Origin of the sequence: Streptomyces sp. NPDC093094 (assembly GCF_044754345.1) — a bacterium.
Taxonomy (GTDB): Bacteria; Actinomycetota; Actinomycetes; order Streptomycetales; family Streptomycetaceae; genus Streptomyces.
In genome coordinates, this window is the sequence record NZ_JBIVOX010000007.1 from 38,162 (window position 1) to 57,794 (window position 19,633).

15 protein-coding genes are annotated in these 19,633 nt (G+C 72.5%); 10 read left to right on the forward strand and 5 right to left on the reverse strand.

Going from position 1 to position 19,633, the window contains the following annotated elements:
- The first annotated feature begins 8 nt into the window (after positions 1-8).
- Positions 9-485, forward strand: coding sequence for a MarR family winged helix-turn-helix transcriptional regulator (locus ACIQGV_RS16240; RefSeq protein WP_402495085.1), 477 nt, complete (start codon positions 9-11; stop codon positions 483-485).
- A gap of 811 nt (positions 486-1,296) precedes the next feature.
- Here ACIQGV_RS16240 and meaB read toward each other — a convergent pair.
- Positions 1,297-2,253 carry a methylmalonyl Co-A mutase-associated GTPase MeaB gene (gene meaB, locus ACIQGV_RS16245; RefSeq protein ID WP_402495087.1) on the reverse strand — a complete coding sequence of 319 codons (957 nt, stop codon included), beginning with the start codon at positions 2,251-2,253 and terminating at the stop codon, positions 1,297-1,299.
- A 41-nt stretch (positions 2,254-2,294) separates the two neighbouring features.
- Positions 2,295-3,500 (reverse strand): acetyl-CoA C-acetyltransferase, encoded by a 1,206-nt coding sequence (locus ACIQGV_RS16250; protein WP_402495089.1) that lies wholly within the window; start codon positions 3,498-3,500, stop codon positions 2,295-2,297.
- A 147-nt stretch (positions 3,501-3,647) separates the two neighbouring features.
- Here ACIQGV_RS16250 and mce point away from each other — a divergent pair, with 147 nt between their 5' ends.
- The 7 genes from mce to ACIQGV_RS16285 all read left to right on the forward strand — a co-directional run bounded on the left by mce (position 3,648) and on the right by ACIQGV_RS16285 (position 13,387).
- Positions 3,648-4,088 (forward strand): methylmalonyl-CoA epimerase, encoded by a 441-nt coding sequence (mce, locus tag ACIQGV_RS16255; RefSeq protein WP_402495091.1) that lies wholly within the window; start codon positions 3,648-3,650, stop codon positions 4,086-4,088.
- A 209-nt stretch (positions 4,089-4,297) separates the two neighbouring features.
- On the forward strand, positions 4,298-8,212 hold the full coding sequence (gene scy, locus ACIQGV_RS16260; RefSeq protein ID WP_402495094.1) for a polarized growth protein Scy: 3,915 nt from the start codon (positions 4,298-4,300) through the stop codon (positions 8,210-8,212).
- A gap of 182 nt (positions 8,213-8,394) precedes the next feature.
- Positions 8,395-9,330 carry a cellulose-binding protein gene (locus tag ACIQGV_RS16265; RefSeq protein WP_402495097.1) on the forward strand — a complete coding sequence of 312 codons (936 nt, stop codon included), beginning with the start codon at positions 8,395-8,397 and terminating at the stop codon, positions 9,328-9,330.
- Between the two features lie 85 nt (positions 9,331-9,415).
- Positions 9,416-10,381, forward strand: a complete 966-nt coding sequence (locus ACIQGV_RS16270; RefSeq protein WP_402495099.1) for an ABC transporter ATP-binding protein — start codon at positions 9,416-9,418, stop codon at positions 10,379-10,381.
- A gap of 2 nt (positions 10,382-10,383) precedes the next feature.
- Positions 10,384-11,154: an ABC transporter permease gene (locus tag ACIQGV_RS16275; protein ID WP_402495100.1), complete on the forward strand. Its 771-nt coding sequence runs from the start codon at positions 10,384-10,386 to the stop codon at positions 11,152-11,154.
- A 122-nt stretch (positions 11,155-11,276) separates the two neighbouring features.
- Positions 11,277-12,542, forward strand: a complete 1,266-nt coding sequence (locus ACIQGV_RS16280) for an ABC transporter ATP-binding protein (RefSeq protein WP_402495102.1) — start codon at positions 11,277-11,279, stop codon at positions 12,540-12,542.
- Complete coding sequence (locus ACIQGV_RS16285) at positions 12,539-13,387, forward strand: ABC transporter permease (protein WP_402495103.1); 849 nt, start codon at positions 12,539-12,541, stop codon at positions 13,385-13,387. Before ACIQGV_RS16280 ends, ACIQGV_RS16285 begins: the two co-directional genes overlap by 4 nt.
- 12 nt (positions 13,388-13,399) lie before the next feature.
- On the opposite strand, the gene ACIQGV_RS16290 is transcribed toward ACIQGV_RS16285, so the two are convergent.
- The gene (locus tag ACIQGV_RS16290; RefSeq protein ID WP_402495105.1) at positions 13,400-13,735 is read right to left on the reverse strand and encodes an ATP/GTP-binding protein; all 336 of its coding nucleotides are present in this window, start codon (positions 13,733-13,735) and stop codon (positions 13,400-13,402) included.
- A 220-nt stretch (positions 13,736-13,955) separates the two neighbouring features.
- Between ACIQGV_RS16290 and ACIQGV_RS16295 the strand changes: the two genes are divergently transcribed.
- Complete coding sequence (locus ACIQGV_RS16295) at positions 13,956-14,984, forward strand: LLM class flavin-dependent oxidoreductase (protein WP_402495107.1); 1,029 nt, start codon at positions 13,956-13,958, stop codon at positions 14,982-14,984.
- An 86-nt stretch (positions 14,985-15,070) separates the two neighbouring features.
- Here the strand turns inward: ACIQGV_RS16295 and ACIQGV_RS16300 are convergent, their stop codons facing one another.
- Positions 15,071-15,463 (reverse strand): SCO5389 family protein, encoded by a 393-nt coding sequence (locus ACIQGV_RS16300; RefSeq protein WP_402495109.1) that lies wholly within the window; start codon positions 15,461-15,463, stop codon positions 15,071-15,073.
- A gap of 245 nt (positions 15,464-15,708) precedes the next feature.
- Here ACIQGV_RS16300 and nucS point away from each other — a divergent pair, with 245 nt between their 5' ends.
- The gene (gene nucS, locus ACIQGV_RS16305; RefSeq protein ID WP_402495111.1) at positions 15,709-16,380 is read left to right on the forward strand and encodes an endonuclease NucS; all 672 of its coding nucleotides are present in this window, start codon (positions 15,709-15,711) and stop codon (positions 16,378-16,380) included.
- Between the two features lie 78 nt (positions 16,381-16,458).
- Here the strand turns inward: nucS and ACIQGV_RS16310 are convergent, their stop codons facing one another.
- Positions 16,459-19,041: an ATP-binding protein gene (locus ACIQGV_RS16310; protein WP_402495113.1), complete on the reverse strand. Its 2,583-nt coding sequence runs from the start codon at positions 19,039-19,041 to the stop codon at positions 16,459-16,461.
- Positions 19,042-19,633: the final 592 nt, after the last annotated feature.

Genomic DNA, 19,633 nt, shown 5'->3' on the forward strand with positions numbered 1-19,633 from the left:
CTTCACTCATGGAGACCGAAACGGCCACCCCCTGGCTGACCGATGCGGAGCAGTGCGCCTGGCGCACCCACCTGGAGGTCAACAGGCTGTTGACGTACCAGCTCGAGAAGGACCTGCAGCCGTTCGGACTGACGATGAACGACTACGAGATCCTGGTGAACCTCTCCGAGTCGGACGACCGGCGGATGCGCATGAGCGATCTCGCCTCCGCCACCCTCCAGTCCAAGAGCCGCCTCTCGCACCAGATCACCCGTATGGAGAACGCCGATCTGGTGCGCCGGGAGAACTGCGAGTCCGACCGCCGCGGACTGTACGCGGTGCTCACCGACCACGGCATGGAGACCATGCAGCGGGTCGCCCCGCACCATGTCTCCTCCGTGCGCCGGCACTTCATGGACCTGCTCTCCCCCGAGGCGCTCATCGAGCTCGACAAGTCCCTGAAGCCGATCGCGGAGCACCTGCGCGGACAGCGCGGCCGCCCCTGACCGGGGCGCCCACGGCGGTGGACGGAGCCCGGACAGGGCTTCGCCTGCCGGCGCCGCGCGGACCGTGAGGATGCCGCCGCGCCGTACGGCGGCGCTCCCCTGGCGACGCCGGGCCGCGACGCAACTCTCGAAGATCCGGTCCTGTCCGGTCCCGGGGTCCTCCACGCCGTCTTCCTCGGACGTCCTGGAGGGCGCCGGGACCGACACCGCGGAGGACGTCGTCACATCTGTGCGTCATCTGTCCACGCACCTGGAGGACGACGGCCGTGTCACGGCCGGGGACACGTGAACGGCCGACGGCCGGGTCCGGAAGCGCGGCACCGGGACACCGGCCCGGGGGCCGTCGGGATCACCGCCGCCCGGGACGACCGCGTCGCCCGGGACGACCTCTGCCACCCCGACCTCTGCCACCCCGACGACTGCGGGACAGGACGACCAGGGCACCGAAGGCGGCCTCGGCCCCCAGGACGACCGGGGCGCCGAAGGCACCCGGGGCGACCAGGGCACCGAGGCGACCACGGTGCCCGGAACGACCGTGGTGCCGAGGACGACCGGCGCCACCACGACCACCGGCCACAGCCACAGCCACTCCGACGACCGCGGGACAGGACGACCGGGGCGCCGAAGGCACCCGGGACGACCGGGACACCGAGGCGACCACGGTGCCCGGAACGACCGTGGTGCCGAGGACGACCACTGCCACCACGACCACCGGCCACAGCCACGGCCACGGCCACAGCCACCCCGACGACCCCGACGACCCCGACGACCGGAAGGAACGGCCGCGGCGGCGGCTGGGGCCGGGACGGCGTCAGCTCTCGGTGAGTCCGGCCACCAGTTCGTCCGCCGCCCGGTAGGGATCCAGCTCGCCCGCGACGATCCGCTCGGCCAGCGCCCCGAGACGGCGGTCGCCGTGCAGATCCCCTATGCGTTCGCGAAGAGCGGTGACCGCGATGGTCTCCACCTCGTGGGCGGCGCGGGCCAGACGGCGCTCGGTGAGCACACCGTGCTCCTCCATCCACGCCCGGTGCTTCTCCAGCGCCTCGACGACCTCGTCGACACCCTCGCCGCGCGCGGCGACGGTCTTGACGATCGGCGGGCGCCAGTCGCCGGGGGCACGGGACTCGCCGAGCCCGAGCATGTGGTTCAGCTCGCGGGCGGTGGCGTCGGCGCCGTCGCGGTCGGCCTTGTTGACGACGTAGACGTCGCCGATCTCCAGGATGCCCGCCTTGGCGGCCTGGATGCCGTCGCCCATGCCGGGGGCGAGCAGCACCATGCTGGTGTCGGCCTGGGCGGCGATCTCGACCTCGGACTGGCCGACGCCGACGGTCTCGACGAGGATCACGTCGCAGCCGGCCGCGTCCAGGACGCGGATGGCCTGCGGCGCCGCCCACGCGAGACCGCCGAGGTGGCCGCGTGTCGCCATGGAGCGGATGTAGACGCCGGGGTCGGAGACGTGGTCCGACATCCGGACGCGGTCACCGAGCAGGGCTCCGCCGGAGAACGGCGAGGACGGGTCGACGGCCAGGACGCCGACCCGCCTGCCCTGCTTGCGGTACGCGGTCACCAGCGCCGAGGTCGACGTGGACTTGCCGACCCCCGGGGATCCGGTGAGCCCCACGACGTAGGCGTTGCCCGCCAGCGGGGCGAGTGCCGCCATGACCTCCCTGAGCTGCCCGGACGCCCCCTCCACCAGGGAGATCAGCCTCGCCACGGCCCGTGGCCGGCCCTCTCTGGCCTGGGCCACCAGCGTGGGGACGTCCTGCATCACAGCTCCCGTTGTCGATAGGGGTCGGTGAAAGAGCGGCGTCAGACCTTGGGCACCCGCACGATGAGCGCGTCGCCCTGACCGCCGCCGCCGCACAGCGCGGCCGCGCCGACACCGCCGCCGCGCCGCTTCAGCTCCAGGGCCAGGTGCAGCACGATCCGGGCGCCGGACATGCCGATGGGGTGACCGAGGGCGATGGCGCCGCCGTTGACGTTCACCTTGTCCGTGGACACGCCGAGGTCCTTCATCGACTGCACCGCGACGGCCGCGAACGCCTCGTTGATCTCGATCAGGTCGAGGTCCGAGACCTCCAGGCCCTCCTTCTTGAGGGCGTGCAGGATCGCGTTCGACGGCTGCGACTGCAAAGAGTTGTCCGGGCCGGCCACGTTGCCGTGGGCGCCGATCTCGGCGATCCAGTCCAGGCCCAGCTCCAGCGCCTTGGCCTTGCTCATCACGACCACCGCGGCGGCGCCGTCGGAGATCTGCGAGGAGGTGCCGGCGGTGATGGTGCCGTCCTTGGCGAACGCCGGGCGGAGCTTGCCGAGGGACTCGACGGTGGTCTCGGCGCGGATGCCCTCGTCCTTGCTGAAGACGACCGGCTCGCCCTTGCGCTGCGGGATCTCCACCGGGGTGATCTCGGCCTCGAACAGGCCGTTCTTCTGCGCGGCGGCGGCCCGCTGGTGGGACAGGGCGGCGATCTCGTCCTGCTCCGGGCGCCTGATGCCGAGACGGGTGTTGTGCTTCTCGGTGGACTCGCCCATGGCGATGTTCTCGAAGGCGTCGGTCAGACCGTCGTGCGCCATGGCGTCGAGCATCTCGACGGCGCCGTACTTGAAGCCCTCACGGGACTTCGGGAGCAGGTGGGGGGCGTTGGTCATGGACTCCTGACCGCCCGCGACCACGATGTCGAACTCGCCCGCGCGGATCAGCTGGTCGGCCAGCGCGACGGCGTCGAGGCCGGACAGGCACACCTTGTTGATCGTGAGCGCCGGGACGTTCATCGGGATGCCGGCCTTCACCGCGGCCTGGCGCGCCGGGATCTGCCCCGCCCCGGCCTGGAGCACCTGGCCCATGATCACGTACTGCACCTGGTCGCCGCCGATCCCCGCACGGTCGAGGGCGGCCTTGATCGCGAAGCCGCCGAGGTCGGCTCCGGAGAAGGACTTCAGCGAGCCGAGCAGCCGCCCCATCGGGGTGCGGGCACCCGCGACGATGACGGACGTCGTGCCGTTCGTTGCAGAAGACATGAGCTGCGATCCCCTTACCGGCTGCACAGCCGAGGAGTGAACGAGGGTTTACTCGAATGTACTTAGCGGTATCGCGCCCGTCACCGGGCCGTCGGTGTGATCGCGCGCACGTTGCGTAACCATCTCAGGAGCGCTCCACTGAGTTCCATGCTGACGCGAATCGACCACATCGGGATCGCCTGCTTCGACCTCGACAAGACCGTCGAGTTCTACCGGGCCACCTACGGCTTCGAAGTGTTCCACTCCGAGGTCAACGAGGAGCAGGGCGTGCGTGAGGCCATGCTCAAGATCAACGATACGTCCGACGGCGGTGCCTCGTACCTCCAGCTGCTGGAACCGACCCGTGAGGACTCCACGGTCGCCAAGTGGCTCGCCAAGAACGGCGAGGGTGTCCACCACATCGCTTTCGGTACGGCGGACGTCGACACGGACGCCGCGGACATCAAGGACAAGGGCGTACGCGTTCTGTACGAAGAGCCCCGACGCGGCTCCATGGGGTCACGGATCACCTTCCTGCACCCCAAGGATTGTCACGGTGTACTGACAGAACTGGTCACTTCGGCGGCCGTTGAGTCCCCTGAGCACTGACCCCCGTACATATGGGCCGGTAGGGTTGGGTGCGGTCGCCCGGGCATGCGCGGGCGGCCGCACGCCGGGGTCCGGGTTTCGGGGGACGGGAGCGGGCAGCAGCCCAAGCTCCGCCGTTGATCTGACACCATTCCCCGGGGGCCCCGTCCGGCGGGTGGACGGAGCTCGTTTGGAGAGACTTGCGACCAGGGGACGGATGGGACCGCGCAGTGCGGGGCTACGAGAGCCAGGAGCGAGAGCCGGCGGCTGACGTCGACCACCTCTCTCGGTTCGAGGCCGAGATGAAGCGGCTGAAGACCGAGCGGGAAAAGGCGATCCAGCACGCCGAGGACCTCGGCTACCAGGTCGAGGTGCTGCGCGCGAAGCTGCACGAGGCGCGCCGCACCCTGATGACCAGGCCCGCCTACGACAACGCCGACATCGGCTACCAGGCCGAGCAGCTGCTGCGCAACGCGCAGATGCAGGCCGACCAGATCCGCTCGGACGCCGAGCGGGAGCTGGGTCAGGCACGGGCGCAGACCCAGCGGATCCTCCAGGAGCACGCCGAGCAGGCGGCCCGGCTCCAGGCCGAGCTGCACCAGGAGGCGGTCACCCGTCGCCAGCAGCTCGACCAGGAACTGGCCGAACGCCGTCAGACCGTCGAGTCGCACGTCAACGAGAACGTGGCGTGGGCCGAGCAGCTGCGCGCCCGCACCGAGACCCAGGCCCGCCGGCTGCTGGAGGAGTCCCGCACCGAGGCCGAGCAGGCCATGGCGACCGCGCGCACGGAGGCCGAGCGGCTGACCGGGGAGGCCCGGCAGCGGCTGACGTCCGAGGCCGAGACGGCCCGCTCGGAGGCCGAGCAGATCCTGCGCCGGGCCCGCGCGGACGCCGAGCGGCTGCTGAACGCGGCGTCCACCCAGGCCCAGGAGGCCACCGACCACGCCGAGCAGCTGCGCTCGTCGTCGGCGACCGAGTCCGACGCGGCCCGCCGCCAGTCCGCCGAGCTGAGCCGTGCCGCCGAACAGCGCATCGCCGAGGCCGACGAGGCGCTGCGCAAGGCGCAGAACGAGGCCGAGAAGCTCGTCGTGGAGGCCAAGGAGGCCGCCGCCAAGGCCCTCGCCAACGCCGAGGCCGCCAACGAGACCCGTACCCGCACGGCGAAGGAGCAGGTCGCCCGGCTGGTCAGCGAGGCCACCAAGGAGGCCGAGACCACCCGGGCGGAGGCCGAGCAGCAGCTCGCCGACGCCCGTGCACAGGCCGAGCAGGTCCTCGCGGAGGCCGCGGAGAAGGCCCGTACGCTCACCGCCGAGGAGAGCGCGACCCAGCTGTCGAAGGCGGCCAGGACCGCCGAGGACGTGCTGAACAAGGCGTCCGAGGAGGCCAAGCAGACCACGCGGGCCGCCACCGAGGAGGCCGAGCGCATCCGCCGGGAGGCCGAGGCCGAGGCGGACCGGCTGTGCGCCGAGGCGCACGACACCGCCGAGCACCTCAAGGGCGCGGCGAAGGACGACACCGAGGAGTACCGGGCCAAGACGGTCGAGCTCCAGGAGGAGGCGCGCAGGCTGCGCGGCGAGGCCGAGCAGCTGCGCTCCGACGCGGTCGACGAGGGCGAGAAGATCCGCGCGGAGGCCCGCCGTGAGGCGGTGGCGCAGATCGAGGAGGCCGCCAAGTCCGCCGAGGAGCTGCTGGCCAAGGCCAAGGCCGACGCCGACGAGCTGCGCCGCACCGCGACCGCGGACAGCGAGAAGGTCCGCACCGAGGCGATCGAGCGCGCGACCGCGCTGCGCCGGCAGGCCGAGGAGACCCTGGAGCGCACCCGCGCGGAGGCCGACCGGCACCGCGAGGAGGCCGTGGAGCGGGCCGACGGCATCCGCGCGGACGCCGAGCGGGCCGCGCTGGAGCTGCGCGAGGAGACCGAGCGTGCGGTCGCGGCCCGGCAGACGGAGGCCGCCGAGGAGCTGACCCGGCTGCACACGGAGGCCGAGCAGCGTCTCGCCTCCGCCGAGCAGGCGCTGACCGAGGCCCGGGAGGAGGCCGAGCGGATCCGCCGCGAGGCCGCCGAGGAGACCGAGCGGCTGCGCGACGAGGCCGCCGAGCGCATCCGTACGCTCCGGCAGCAGGCGGAGACCGAGGCCGAGCGGCTGCGCGACGAGGCCGCCGCCGATGTGTCGGCCGCCCGCGCCGAGGGCGAGGCCGTCGCGGTACGGCTGCGCACCGAGGCCGCCACCGAGGCGGAGCGGCTGCGGGTGGAGGCGCAGGAGAGCGCCGACCGGATGCGCGACGAGGCGCAGGCCGCCGCCGAGCGGCTGGGCACGGAGGCGTCGGAGACGCTGGCCGCCGCGCAGGAGGAGGCCGTACGGCGCCGCCGCGAGGCGGAGGAGCTGCTGGGTTCGGCCCGGCAGGAGGCCGACCAGGAGCGCGAGCGGGCCCGCGAGCAGAGCGAGGAGCTGCTGGCCAGCGCGCGCAACCGCGTGGAGGAGGCGCAGACCGAGGCGACCCGCCTGGTCGAGGAGGCCGACCGGCGCGCGACGGAGATGGTGTCGGCCGCCGAGCAGCACGCCCATCAGGTGCGCGAGTCGGTGTCGGGACTGCACGAGCAGGCGCAGGAGGAGATCACCGGGCTGCGTTCGGCCGCCGAGCACGCGGCGGACCGTACCCGGCGGGAGGCCGAGGAGGAGGCGGACCGGGTCCGCGCCGACGCCTACGCCGAGCGGGAGCGGGCCTCCGGGGACGCGTCCCGGGTGCGCGGCGAGGCCGCCGAGGAGGCGGAGGCCGCCAGGGCGCTCGCCGAGCGCACCATGGGCGAGGCGATCGCCGAGGCGGAGCGGCTGCGTTCGGACGCCTCCGAGCACGCCCAGCGGGTGCGCACGGAGGCGTCGGACACCATCGCGCAGGCCGATCAGGACGCGAGCCGTACCCGGGCGGACGCCCGCGAGGACGCCAACCGCATCCGCTCGGACGCGGCGACGCAGGCGGACACCCTCATCACCGAGGCCCGCAGCGAGGCGGAGCGGCTGACGACCGAGACGGCCGCGGAGACCGGGCGGGTGCGCGCCGAGGCCCGGGAGGAGGCCGACCGGCTCACCGCGGAGACGGTGGCGGAGGCCGACCGGGTCCGTGCGGAGGCGACGGCCGCCGCCGACCAGCTGATCACGGACGCGACCGGCGACGCGGAGCGGCTGCGTGCCGAGGCCGCGGAGACGGTCGGTTCGGCGCAGCAGCACGCCGAGCGGCTGCGCGCGGAGGCCGGGCGGCTGCGCGAGGAGGCCGCGCGGGAGGCCGAGCGGGTCACCGCGGCCGCGCGCGAGGAGGCCGAGCGCACTCTGGACGAGGCCCGCCAGGACGCCAACAAGCGGCGTTCGGAGGCGGCCGAGCAGGTCGACACGCTGATCACGGAGACCGCGGCCGAGGCCGACAAGCTGCTCACGGAGTCCCAGCAGCAGGCGCTGAAGACCACCGCGGACGCGGAGTCGCAGGCCGACACCATGGTGGGCGCGGCCCGTACGGAGGCCGACCGGATCGTCTCCGAGGCGACCATCGAGGGCAACAGCCGTGTGGAGAAGGCCCGTGCGGACGCCGACGAGCTGCTGGTCGGCGCGCGCCGGGACGCGACGTCGATAAGGGAGCGCGCGGAGGAGCTGCGCGACCGCATCACGAGCGAGATCGAGGATCTGCACGAGCGGGCCCGCCGCGAGGCCGCGGAGACCATGAAGTCGACCGGCGACCGCTGCGACGCGCTGATCAAGGCCGCCGAGGAGCAGCTGGCCAAGGCCGAGGCGAAGGCCAAGGAGATGGTCTCGGACGCCGGCTCCGAGGCGGGCAAGGTGCGCATCGCCGCGGTGAAGAAGGCCGAGGGGCTGCTGAAGGAGGCCGAGCTGAAGAAGGCCACGCTGATCAGGGAGGCCGAGGAGCTCAAGGCCGAGGCGATCCGCGAGGCCCGGAACACGGTCGAGGAGGGGAAGCGGGAGCTGGAGGTCCTGGTGCGCCGGCGCGAGGACATCAACACCGAGATCTCCCGTGTCCAGGACGTCCTGGAGGCGCTCGAGTCCTTCGAGACCCCCTCGTCCGGCAAGGACGGAGGCGTCAAGGCCGGCGCCACGGTCGGAGCGCCTCGTTCGGGTGGCAAGTCCTCGGACGGCTAGCCAGAAGGGGTGGTTCCGGTGTGTTCTGGGACCTTTGCCCAAGACTTGGCAAGCGATCCGCGGGTCAGCCACCCAAAAGAGGTGTCATTCTCCAGATCAAACACGCATCCGCTCGATGACACACCGTTCCGACCCCTAGGATTCCACCTATCACCTCACCGGTCTCATTCGACAGGAATCCCATGAGCGACACTTCCCCCTACGGCTTCGAGCTTGTGCGGCGTGGATACGACCGCGCTCAGGTGGACGAACGTATCTCCAAGCTCGTCTCCGACCGTGACAGCGCTCTCACGCGCATCACCGCCCTGGAGAAGCGCATCGAGGAACTCCACCTCGAGACGCAGAACGCCCAGGCCCAGGTGAGCGACGCCGAGCCGTCCTACGCCGGTCTCGGTGCGCGCGTCGAGAAGATCCTGCGCCTGGCCGAGGAAGAGGCCAAGGACCTGCGCGAGGAGGCCCGCAGGGCGGCCGAGCAGCACCGTGAGCTCGCCGAGTCGGCGGCCCAGCAGGTGCGCAACGACGCCGAGTCCTTCGCCGCCGAGCGCAAGGCCAAGGCCGAGGACGAGGGCGTCCGGATCGTCGAGAAGGCCAAGAGCGACGCCTCGCAGCTGCGCTCCGAGGCGCAGAAGGACGCCCAGTCCAAGCGCGAGGAGGCCGACGCGCTCTTCGAGGAGACCCGTGCGAAGGCCGCGCAGGCCGCCGCCGACTTCGAGACCAACCTGGCCAAGCGCCGCGAGCAGTCCGAGCGCGACCTGGCCTCCCGTCAGGCCAAGGCCGAGAAGCGCCTCGCGGAGATCGAGCACCGCGCGGAGCAGCTGCGCCTGGAGGCGGAGAAGCTGCGCACCGACGCCGAGCGCCGCGCCCGCCAGACGGTGGAGACCGCCCAGCGCCAGGCCGAGGACATCGTGGCCGACGCCAATGCCAAGGCCGACCGTATCCGTTCGGAGTCGGAGCGTGAGCTGGCCGCTCTGACCAACCGCCGCGACTCGATCAACGCGCAGCTGACGAACGTCCGCGAGATGCTCGCGACGCTCACCGGCGCCGCGGTGGCCGCGGCCGGCACCCCGGCCGAGGACGAGCCGATCTCCCGCGGGGTCCCGGCGCAGCAGTCCCGGTAACGTTCCGGCATCGATCCGCCGAACAGCTGACGAGCCCTCTGCCACTCCGGTGGCAGGGGGCTTTGTCCCGTTCTAGCGTGGCCGCATGATCGAGCTCGACGGGCTGACCAAGCGGTACGGCGAGAAGGTGGCGGTCAACCATCTGACCTTCACCGTGAGACCGGGCATCGTCACGGGCTTCCTCGGACCCAACGGAGCCGGCAAGTCCACCACCATGCGGATGCTGCTGGGTCTCGACCGGCCGACGGCCGGGGACGTGCGTATCGACGGCAAGCGCTACGAGCAGCTCAAGGACCCGCTGAAGTACATCGGAGCACTGCTGGACGCCAAGGCGGTGCACGGCGGGCGCAGTGCCTTCAACCATCTGCTGTGTCTGGCGCAGAGCAACGGCATCCCCGCGGACCGCGTGCACGAGGTGCTGGACACGGTCGGTCTCACCGCGGTCGCCCGCAAGAAGGCCAAGGGGTTCTCGCTGGGCATGGGACAGCGGCTCGGCATCGCGGCCGCGCTGCTCGGCGACCCGCGGATCCTGATGTTCGACGAGCCGGTGAACGGCCTCGACCCCGAGGGCATCCACTGGATCCGCAATCTGATGAAGTCGCTGGCCGCGCAGGGGCGCACGGTGTTCGTCTCCTCCCATCTGATGAGCGAGATGGCACTGACCGCCGACCATCTGGTCGTCATCGGCCAGGGCCGGCTGCTCGCCGACACCTCGATGGCCGACTTCATCGCCCGTAACTCGCGCACCTACGTCCGGATCCGTACGCCGCAGCGCGAGCGGATGCTCGATGTGCTGCACCGGGCCGGGATCACGGTGGTGGAGTCGGGCAGCGGGGCGCTGGAGGTCGACGGGGGAAAGCCCGAGCGGATCGGCGAGCTGGCCGCGCAGCACCAGCTCGTGCTGCACGAGCTGAGTCCGCAGCAGGCATCCCTGGAGGAGGCGTTCATGCAGCTGACGGCGGAGTCCGTCGAGTACCACGCGCACACCGACACCACGCCTCCTCCACCCGTGCGGGAGAGCCAGTGGGGCGACGGCTGGAAGAGGGGCTGAGCATGGCGGCCGCACAGGTCATCCGGTCCGAGTGGACCAAGATCCGGTCGGTGGCGTCCACGGTGTGGACGCTCTCGTTGTCGGTGGTGGTCACCGTCGCGCTCGGGATGCTGATCGCGGCGCTGTCGAAGAACGAGTTCGACAACCTCAGCGCACGCGACCGGCTCTCCTTCGACCCGACCTTCATCAGCTTCGCCGGGATGAGCCTCGGCCAGCTGGCGATGATCGTGTTCGGGGTGCTGGTGGTGTCCAACGAGTACAGCACCGGCATGATCCGCGTCTCGCTGTCCGCCGTGCCGCAGCGGGCGACCTTCCTGTTCAGCAAGGTCGCCGTGGCCACCGGGCTCGCCCTGGCCGTGGGCATGGTCACCAGCTTCGCCACGTTCTTCCTGGGCCAGTCGATGCTCGGCTCGCTGAAGGCGTCGATCGACGAGGCGGGTGTGCTGCGGGCGGTCCTCGGGGGCGGGCTGTACATGGCCCTGATCGCGATGTTCTCCATGGGCGTCGCGGCGATGCTGCGTTCGCCGATGCTCTCCCTCGGCATCCTGATGCCGTTCTTCTTCCTGATCTCCAACATCCTCGGCAACGTCGGCGCGACGAAGAAGATCGGCCGCTATCTGCCCGACCAGGCCGGCAGCAGGATCATGCAGGTGGTCCGGCCGGTCGACGACGACACCCCCTACGGCCCCTGGGGCGGCCTCGGGATCATGGCCCTGTGGGTCGCGGCGGCGCTGCTCGGCGGCTACGTCCTCCTCAAGCGCCGGGACGCCTAGGAACGCCGACCTCCGGAGGTTTTTTACCCGCGCTTGAAGGGAACCGTCAGCGCCTCGATATCCTCCTAACCCTTACGGGGGCGTGTGCCCCGCTGTCCTGAACCTTTCGATGGGTGCGGAGCATGATCGAGGCAGTCGGCCTGACGAAGCGCTACGGCGACAAGACCGCTGTACACAATCTTTCCTTCCAGGTGCGGCCAGGGGCCGTCACCGGCTTCCTCGGGCCGAACGGCTCGGGCAAGTCGACCACGATGAGGATGATCCTCGGCCTGGACAACCCCACCTCCGGGCAGGTGACGATCGGCGGCTACCCCTACCGCAAGCTGCCGAACGCCCCCCGCCAGGTCGGTGCCCTGCTCGACGCCAAGGCGGTGCACGGCGGCCGCGCGGCCCGCAACCACCTGCTCAGCCTCGCCCAGCTGTCCGGCATCCCGGCCCGGCGGGTCGACGAGGTGCTCGGCGTGGTCGGCCTGCAGGACGTGGCGAAGAAGCGGTCCAAGGGCTTCTCCCTCGGCATGGGCCAGCGCCTCGGCATCGCCGCCGCGCTGCTCGGCGACCCCCAGGTGCTGCTCTTCGACGAGCCGGTCAACGGCCTCGACCCCGAGGGCATCCTGTGGGTGCGCAACCTGATGAAGGCGCTCGCCGCCGAGGGCCGTACGGTCTTCGTCTCCTCGCACCTGATGAGCGAGATGGCGCTGACCGCCGACCATCTGATCGTGATCGGACGCGGCCAGCTCCTCGCCGACATGAGCGTGCAGGACTTCATCGCCGCGAACTCCGCGGGCTTCGCGCGGGTGCGCACCCCGGACACCGAGCCGCAGCTGCGCGAGAAGCTGGGCTCCGCCCTCACCGAGGCGGGCGCGCACGTGCTGCCCGAGCAGGACGGCGCCCTGCGGGTGACCGGGCTGGCGCTCCCCCGCATCAGCGACATCGCGCACGACACCGGCGTACGGCTGTGGGAGCTTTCGCCGCACCAGGCGTCCCTGGAGGAGGCGTACATGCGGATGACGCAGGGGGCCGTCGACTACCGGTCGAGCATCGACCAGAAGGCGGGCCTCCAGCAGCCGCTGCCGCCCGGTGCCCAGCCGCCGATGCCGGTGCCCGGCCAGGGCCAGCCCGGCTGGTACGCCCCGCCGCCGCCCCAGCAGGGCGGCATGCCCCTCACCGTGCCGCAGGGCGAGAACCCCTACCTCCAGGCCCAGCCGCCGGCCGGCGGACCGTACGCGGACCCGGCGCCGGTTCCCGGCGCTCCGGGAGCCGGTGTCCCGCAGGCGCCCGCGCCGCAGGGCGCTCCGGCCCCGCAGGCGTCCGCCCCCGTGGCCCCGCCCGCCGCGCCGCAGGCGCCCGCTCCCTCCGCCGCCCCGAACAAGCCCGAGGACGTCCGATGAGCACGCCCCAGCCCCCGATGCCGCAGGCGCCGGCAGCTGCGCCGTACAACGCCTACACCTCGCCCATCCCCGTGGTGCGCACGCACCTCGGGCATGCGATCGCCTCCGAGTGGACGAAGATCAAGTCGGTCCGCTCGACGATCTGGACGCTCGGTGTGTTCCTGGTGCTGGTCGTCGGCATCGGGCTGCTGACCGGCCTGCTGGTGTCCAACTCCGAGGACGCCGGGCTCGGTGACGAGAACCCCCTCGGTCTCGGCTTCTTCGGGCTGCTGCTCGGCAACATGTGCCTGATCACGCTCGGCGTGCTCACCACGGCCTCCGAGTACGGCACCGGGATGATCCGCACCACCATGACCGCCTGCCCCAGCCGGGGCCGGGTGCTCGCCGCCAAGTCGATCGTGTTCTTCACGCTGGCGTTCGTGGTGACGCTGGTCTCCTGCTGCCTCGTCGCCGTCGCCCAGGTCGGCATGGTCAGCGACGCCCGTGAGCCCACCGGCGCGGAGTGGTTCAAGGGCACCGTCGGCGTCTCGCTCTACCTCGCCCTGCTCGGCCTGCTGTCGCTGCTCATCGGCTCGGTCATCCGGCACTCGGCGGGCGCCATCACCATCATGATCGCGGCCGTGCTGGCCCCGCTGGTGATCGCCCTGTTCATGTTCTCGGAGTCGCTGGAGGACCTGCGCCAGGCCCTGTTCGAGTACTCGATCCCGAACCAGCTCAGCGTCTTCTACTCCAACTCCCTCACCGAGTCCGGCCCCTCGGGCTGGGACCCGCTGTGGATCATGCTCGTGGCGTGCGGCGTGGCCTTCGCCGGCGCCTACGCCCTGCTGGAGCGCCGGGACGTGTGAGCCCCTGAGGGCCTAGAACTTCGGCGCGTTCCGGGACCGCTGCACCCGTGTGGTGCGGCGGTCCCGTGCGTTCCAGCACGCCTTGTGCCAGTGCCGCCGGTCGTCCACGCCGGCGTACGCGGGCCAGGCCACCACGTGCGGGACACCGGAGGGGATCATCTGGTCGCAGCCGGGGCAGCGGTAGGTCTTGCCCTCGGTGCTCGCACCCGCCACATGCCGCACGGTCCAGTCCTCGCCCTGCCAGTCCACCGACGACTCCCAACCGCCGTAGCGGCCCGGCCGGTCGTCCTCGGCGCCGCGGCCGGACGCGGATTCGCCACCCTTGGGTCGGTTGCGACGCGGGGACACAGAACACCTCACGGGGCTATACAGGAAGCACGGTCCGTGTCCAGCGTACGCGGCGGACGAAGGGGCACCCGGAGGGCGGCGTGCCCGCAAGTCCCCGCCCCGGGCACCCATTCCGCAGACAATCCGCAAATTACTCCGTCAGGCCGTGTCCTCGGCACGTGTCAGACGGTTATGCCGGGTGGGGGAGCTCCATGTCGGGGCCGAGGAAGCAGGAAATGCGATGCGCGTAGGAAGTTTCGTGCTGGCCGCCCAGTTCCCGGGGCAGGGCCAGGGGGAGGCACTGCACCGTGCGGTGCGCTCGGCGGAAGTGGCCGAGGAGGCCGGACTCGACGCGGTCTGGCTGGCCGAGCACCACTTCGTGCCGTACGGCACATGCCCGTCCGCGGTGACCCTGGCCGCGCTGCTGCTCGGCCGCACCCGCAGGATCCGGGTCGGCACGGCGGTGAGCGTGCTGCCCACCACCCACCCCGTGGCCCTCGGCGAACAGGCCGCGCTGCTGCATCTGACGAGCGGCGGGCGCTTCTCGCTGGGTGTGGGACGCGGGGGCCCCTGGGTGGATCTGGAGGTGTTCGGCGCGGGCCTGGAGGCGTACGAGAAGGGGTTCCCGGAATCACTCGATCTGCTGCTGAGCTGGCTGCGGGAGCCCTCGGTGTCGGCGGCCGGTGAGCGCTTCGCCTTCCGCGAGGTCCCCGTCGTGCCGCGGCCGTCGGAGTCGCTGACGGACGGCGCCGGACCCGAGGTGCTGGTCGCCTGCACCTCCCCGGCGAGCGTCCGGCTGGCCGCCGAGCGCGGGCTGCCGATGCTGCTGGGCATGCACGTCGGGGACGAGGAAAAGGCCGAGATGGTCTCTCTGTGGCGGCAGTTCGCGCGCGCGGCCGGCCGCTCCCCGGAGGAGATCCGTGACGCGGGCCATGTGTCGGCCGGTGTCTGCCAGATCGCGGACCGGCGCACGGACGCGGCGGAGACCCTGCTGAAGGCCATGCCGGGCTGGCTGAAGCAGGGGCTCGACGCGCACATGACGGTCGACGGCCGCGCACGCCGGATGCGCGACCCTCTCGCGTACACCGAACTGCTCTGCGGACTGCACCCGGTGGGCACGCCGCGGCTGTGCGCGGACCGGCTGGCCGCGACCGCGGAGCGCACGGGTGTCTCCCGGTTCGCCCTCCTGGTCGAGGGCTCGGGCGATCTGGCGTCCACCGAGGAGAACGTGCGGCGGCTCGGCGCCGAGGTGCTGCCGCACCTGCGCTGAACCGCCGTGACCCGTCGGCTGCCTGCCGCTCCGGCGCACAGCGCACCTCCCGCGTACGGAGCGGCAAGCGGGGCCGTACAGCCGCCTCAGCAGTCCCGCAGCTCCGGGGACTGGTTCAGCAACTGGTTGCGGGGCGAGGTGAATCGGGCCAGGGTCTCGTCGACCGACGGATCCAGCGGGAACACCGCCACCCGGTGGCAGTTCTGGAAGGCCAGGCGCACACCGAAGTGCCGCTGCAGCGCACCGCGTATGGCATCACTCGCGAGCGCACGCAGCAGCTGACCACGTGCCTGCTCGTCCGGCGGCGGCGTCTGGTTGTCGGCGAACTGTCCGCCGTCCACCTTCAGCTGGGCCACCAGAGAGCTGATCATCTGCCATGCATAGGGCAGGGAGGTCCGGACGCAGTCGACGAAGGCAGCTTCGTCGACCTCGCCTCGCTCGGCCTGTTCGAGTAGGGCCGGTGAGACGTCGAGCGACATGGGTTCTCCTCTCGCACCCCCGACGAAGCAGGGGTTGCCGGACAGGTAAGGGAGTTCGCGGATCTCGACACGCTGCGTACACACTTCGCAACCTCCCGTTTAATACGGTAGGCAACAGACGGTGACGGCACCAGGAGAATGCGCACATAGGGAACCGCGGGTGTGCGCACAATCGGCCACGAATGAACAGGAGCTATCTGGGGCGAATCGCGTGCACCCCTGCCCGTCGAGTAGCGTTGCGGACCATGCGTCTCGTCATTGCCCGGTGTTCCGTCGACTACGCCGGCCGGCTCACCGCCCACCTGCCCTCGGCGCCCCGCCTGATCCTGGTCAAGGCGGACGGCAGCGTCTCGATCCACGCCGACGACCGGGCCTACAAGCCCCTGAACTGGATGTCGCCGCCCTGCACCCTGAAGGAGGGCACGGGCGACGACGAAGGCGTGTGGACCGTCGTCAACAAGGCGGGCGAGAAACTGATCATCACGATGGAGGAAGTCCTCCACGACTCCTCGCACGAACTCGGCGTCGACCCGGGCCTGATCAAGGACGGCGTGGAAGCGCACCTCCAGGAGCTGCTCGCCGACCGCATCGAGACCCTGGGCGAGGGCTACACCCTCATCCGCCGCGAGTACATGACCGCGATCGGCCCGGTCGACATCCTGTGCCGGGACGCCGAGGGGCGGACCGTCGCCGTGGAGATCAAGCGGCGGGGCGAGATCGACGGGGTCGAGCAACTCACGCGCTACCTGGAGCTGTTGAACCGCGACCCGCATCTCGCGCCGGTACGGGGCGTCTTCGCCGCGCAGGAGATCAAGCCGCAGGCCCGTGTCCTCGCCACGGACCGCGGCATCGGCTGCCAGGTCCTCGACTACGACGCCCTGCGCGGCATCGAGGACGACAAGCTGCGGCTCTTCTGAGCCGGACGTCCCGCTCCGTACGGCTGCCAGGGCCGGGTCTCCCCGCGGGGACCCGGCCCTGACGCGTGCCGCCGGGCGTCAGATGACGCCGGCCGAACCGCTCGGGGTGCCTTCCGCACCGGACTCCGAGGCGCCCGCCGACGCACTGGACGTGGCCGGGCCGCTGGCGCTGTCGGAGGTCGACGGGCTGGTCGACGGGTCCGGGGTGGGGCTGGTCGTCGGCGACTCCGTGGGCGTCGGCGAGGACGTGTCCGTGTCGCTGGGCTTCGGGGACGTGGACGTCGACGGACGGGGCGTCGGGTTGCGGGTCGGCGACTTGGTCGTGGACACCGACGGTTCGGCCGTCGGCTGCCGGGAACCGCTAGGGGTGTCCGACGGCTCGGCCGGGCCGGTGGCGGCAGTCGGGGCCGGGTCGTCGGTCGTGCCGAGGCTGCCGTCGGGGCCCGGTTCGGTGGGCCGGCTGGTGGCCGTGCCGGTGTCGCCGTCCGCGGAGTCGTCCTCCGCCTTCTCGGCGCCCAGGCCGTCGTCGCCCTCGTCCTGACGGGCGGACGGGTTGACACCCACCCGGTTCGAGGGGCTCTCGGGATCGTTGTCGGACGTGGCGCCCAGGGTGACGACCGTACCGAGGACGGCGACCAGCAGCGCGCCGGCCCCCGCGGCGGCCAGGTTGCGCCGGGCGAGCCCGCGCAGCCCGCGCGGGAAGACCCGCTGCGGCCGGGGTCCCTCGGGGGCCCGGTCGGTCACCAGCGCGGAGACGTCGTCGGACAGCTGGAGCGGAGGGAACGGGGCGAGCGGGGCGGCGGCGCCGGACTGCGGCCCGGACTCCCCGCGACGGGCGTCGGACGTCTCCTTCTCCGCGCTCGCGCCGAGGGCGAGCACCGGCCGCACCGTGCCGGGCGCGGCCACCGGGGCGACCGCCGGGATTCCCGCGCCGGGGGTCGTGCCGGAGCGGTCGTCGACCAGGGCCAGCGCGCGCCGGCCGGTGACGGTGCCGCGCTTGTCGGAGAGGACACCGCGCAGCGCGATGGACGCCTCCAGCTCGGCGCGGGCACGGTCGAGCTGTCCGCCGCACAGCGCGAGGACGCCCAGCTCGTGGTGGAACCATGCCTGTTCGGAGACGGCTCCGGCGAGCCGGGCGGCCTCGGCGCCGGAGCGCAGCGCCCGCTCCCAGGCGCTCCAGTTGAGTCCGGCGGCGAACGCGGGCGCGGCCGTGCGGGCCAGCTCGACGGCCGGGCTCTCCTCGTCCTCGGGCGGGACCGTGGTGACGGGCACCAGCACACCCAGCGCGGCGAGCACGGCGTCGGCCTCGGCGCAGACCCGCTCGGGGGTGACCGAGGGATGTCCGGCCCACCAGGCGTAGTGCCGGGCGGCGCTGAGGGCGCGGACATCGCTGTCGTCGGCGTAGCCGGCGGCCTCCAGCTGGGTCAGCACTCCGGCGGCGAGCCGGTAGCGGGCGCCGACCGGGGAGACCAGGGCGCAGCCGAGGAGCTCGCCGAGGGCGGCGTCGGCGTGGGTGTCGCCGACGAGGGCGGGCAGATGGGCCTGGTGCGGCACCTCGCCGCCGAGGGCGACGGCGAAGCGCAGGGTGGCGCGGGCGGAGGAGGTGAGCCGGGAGGCGAGCAGCGCGGCGGGCGCGGCCCCCTCGGCGAGGGAGGGCAGGGGGGTGTCCTCGCCGGCCGGCGGTTCGCCGGGGACGGCGTCCTCGACGGGCACCTCGGGCTCGAAGACACCGTACTCGTCGAGGGCGTCGGCGCCGGCGCGCAGCCGGTCGCGCTGCCGCAGCAGGGCGCCGGCCTGGACGAACCGCAGGGGCAGGCCCTCGGACTCGAACCACAGGTCGCCGGCCCAGTTGGCCTCGTCCTCGGAGAGGGTGCGGCCGACGGCGGACTCCAGCAGCTGGAGTCCGCCGGCGCGGTCGAGGCCGCCGAGGAAGACCTCCTCGACGGGGCAGTCGGCGGACGGCGCGGGCACCTCGGGGGTCGCGGCGAGGAGGAAGGCGCACTCGGGGGTGGCGTCCAGCAGGGTGTCGAGGGCGGCGCCGCCGAACTCCAGGTCGTCGAGGACGACGACGGCGCCGATCTCCCCGACGGCGTCGAGCAGTTCGGCACGGTCGAGCCGGTGCAGGGGCGCGCTGTGGACGGCGTGGAAGAGATCGTGGAGGAGGTCGTCGGCGGTGCGGCGGAAGCCGCTGAGACGGACGACTCCGTCGGGGGCGAGGTCGGCGCAGTCCGCGGCGACGATGTCGAGCAGACGGGTGCGGCCGGACCCGGCGGCGCCGGTGAGGCGGACCGAGCGGCCCCGGGCGAGCAGCCGGACCAGCCGTTCGTGCTCGTCCTGGCGGCCCAGCAGAGGCAGTTCGGGGCGGGCCGGGCCGGACGGAGCCGGCGGCGCGGCGGCGCGGACCACGTCGTCGCGTTCGGCGGCCGTGAGCTTCTCGGGCGGGGCGGGCCGCTCGGTCGGCGGGCAGAGTTCTATCTCGCTGCCGTCGACGGGATTGACGGTGAGCAGGTACTCGCCGGAGACGAGCTGCACCATGCGGACCTGCGTGGGCGTGTGCTGGCTCAGGTCGGGTGTCAGGGGATCCCTGGGCGGGCGCTGGCGCGGCGGCTGGCCGGCGCTGTCGTGGCCCTGGTCCTCGGGTCCCCGGCTGTTCGGGTCCATAGGTGTCAAGCCCCCCAAAAGCGTCGTGTGGCGGTAGCCCCTCCCGGCCTTGCTGCACACTGCGCTGTCGCTTCTGGTCCGGTACCCGTCGGCGGGTTTCTGGCGGCGGGCAGTCGAACCGTAAACCTTCGGTCAGTATCTCCGACAGCCCGGGGGGCCACCCCGCCCGAGACGTCATGGTCTCGTGATGATTGGGAACGTCGGGCGTTTCGCCACCCCGCGCGCCCCGTCCCGCCACCCCGGCCCCGGCGCTCCCCCGCCCCGCCCGGCGCTCCCCCGCCTCAGGCCCGGCGCTCCCCCGCCCCGCCCGGCGCTCCCCCGCCTCAGGCCCGGCGCTCCCCCGCCCCGCCCGAACGCTCCACCGCCTCAGGCCCGGCGCTCCCCCGCCCCGCCCGAACGCTCCACCGCCTCACGCGGCCCGAGACCGACGCCCCGCCCGAACGCTCCACCGCCTCAAGCGGTCCGTCCCGCCACCCCGCGGCCCGAGACCGGCGCTCCACGGCCCCGCCCGGGCCTTCCCTCGCCCTGCCCGGGTTGTCCCGCCGTCTCAAGTCTGACGCTCCACCGCCCCGAGGCCGACTCCGCCGCCTCA

Coding starts and splice junctions, on each gene's coding strand:
- ACIQGV_RS16270 (WP_402495099.1), top strand. CDS start 9,416: ATGATCGAGCTCGACGGGCTGACCAAGCGGTACGGCGAGAAGGTGGCG.
- ACIQGV_RS16295 (WP_402495107.1), top strand. CDS start 13,956: ATGCGCGTAGGAAGTTTCGTGCTGGCCGCCCAGTTCCCGGGGCAGGGC.
- mce (WP_402495091.1), top strand. CDS start 3,648: ATGCTGACGCGAATCGACCACATCGGGATCGCCTGCTTCGACCTCGAC.
- ACIQGV_RS16300 (WP_402495109.1), bottom strand. CDS start 15,463: ATGTCGCTCGACGTCTCACCGGCCCTACTCGAACAGGCCGAGCGAGGC.
- ACIQGV_RS16240 (WP_402495085.1), top strand. CDS start 9: ATGGAGACCGAAACGGCCACCCCCTGGCTGACCGATGCGGAGCAGTGC.
- ACIQGV_RS16310 (WP_402495113.1), bottom strand. CDS start 19,041: ATGGACCCGAACAGCCGGGGACCCGAGGACCAGGGCCACGACAGCGCC.
- ACIQGV_RS16275 (WP_402495100.1), top strand. CDS start 10,384: ATGGCGGCCGCACAGGTCATCCGGTCCGAGTGGACCAAGATCCGGTCG.
- ACIQGV_RS16280 (WP_402495102.1), top strand. CDS start 11,277: ATGATCGAGGCAGTCGGCCTGACGAAGCGCTACGGCGACAAGACCGCT.
- ACIQGV_RS16250 (WP_402495089.1), bottom strand. CDS start 3,500: ATGTCTTCTGCAACGAACGGCACGACGTCCGTCATCGTCGCGGGTGCC.
- meaB (WP_402495087.1), bottom strand. CDS start 2,253: ATGCAGGACGTCCCCACGCTGGTGGCCCAGGCCAGAGAGGGCCGGCCA.
- nucS (WP_402495111.1), top strand. CDS start 15,709: ATGCGTCTCGTCATTGCCCGGTGTTCCGTCGACTACGCCGGCCGGCTC.
- ACIQGV_RS16285 (WP_402495103.1), top strand. CDS start 12,539: ATGAGCACGCCCCAGCCCCCGATGCCGCAGGCGCCGGCAGCTGCGCCG.
- ACIQGV_RS16265 (WP_402495097.1), top strand. CDS start 8,395: ATGAGCGACACTTCCCCCTACGGCTTCGAGCTTGTGCGGCGTGGATAC.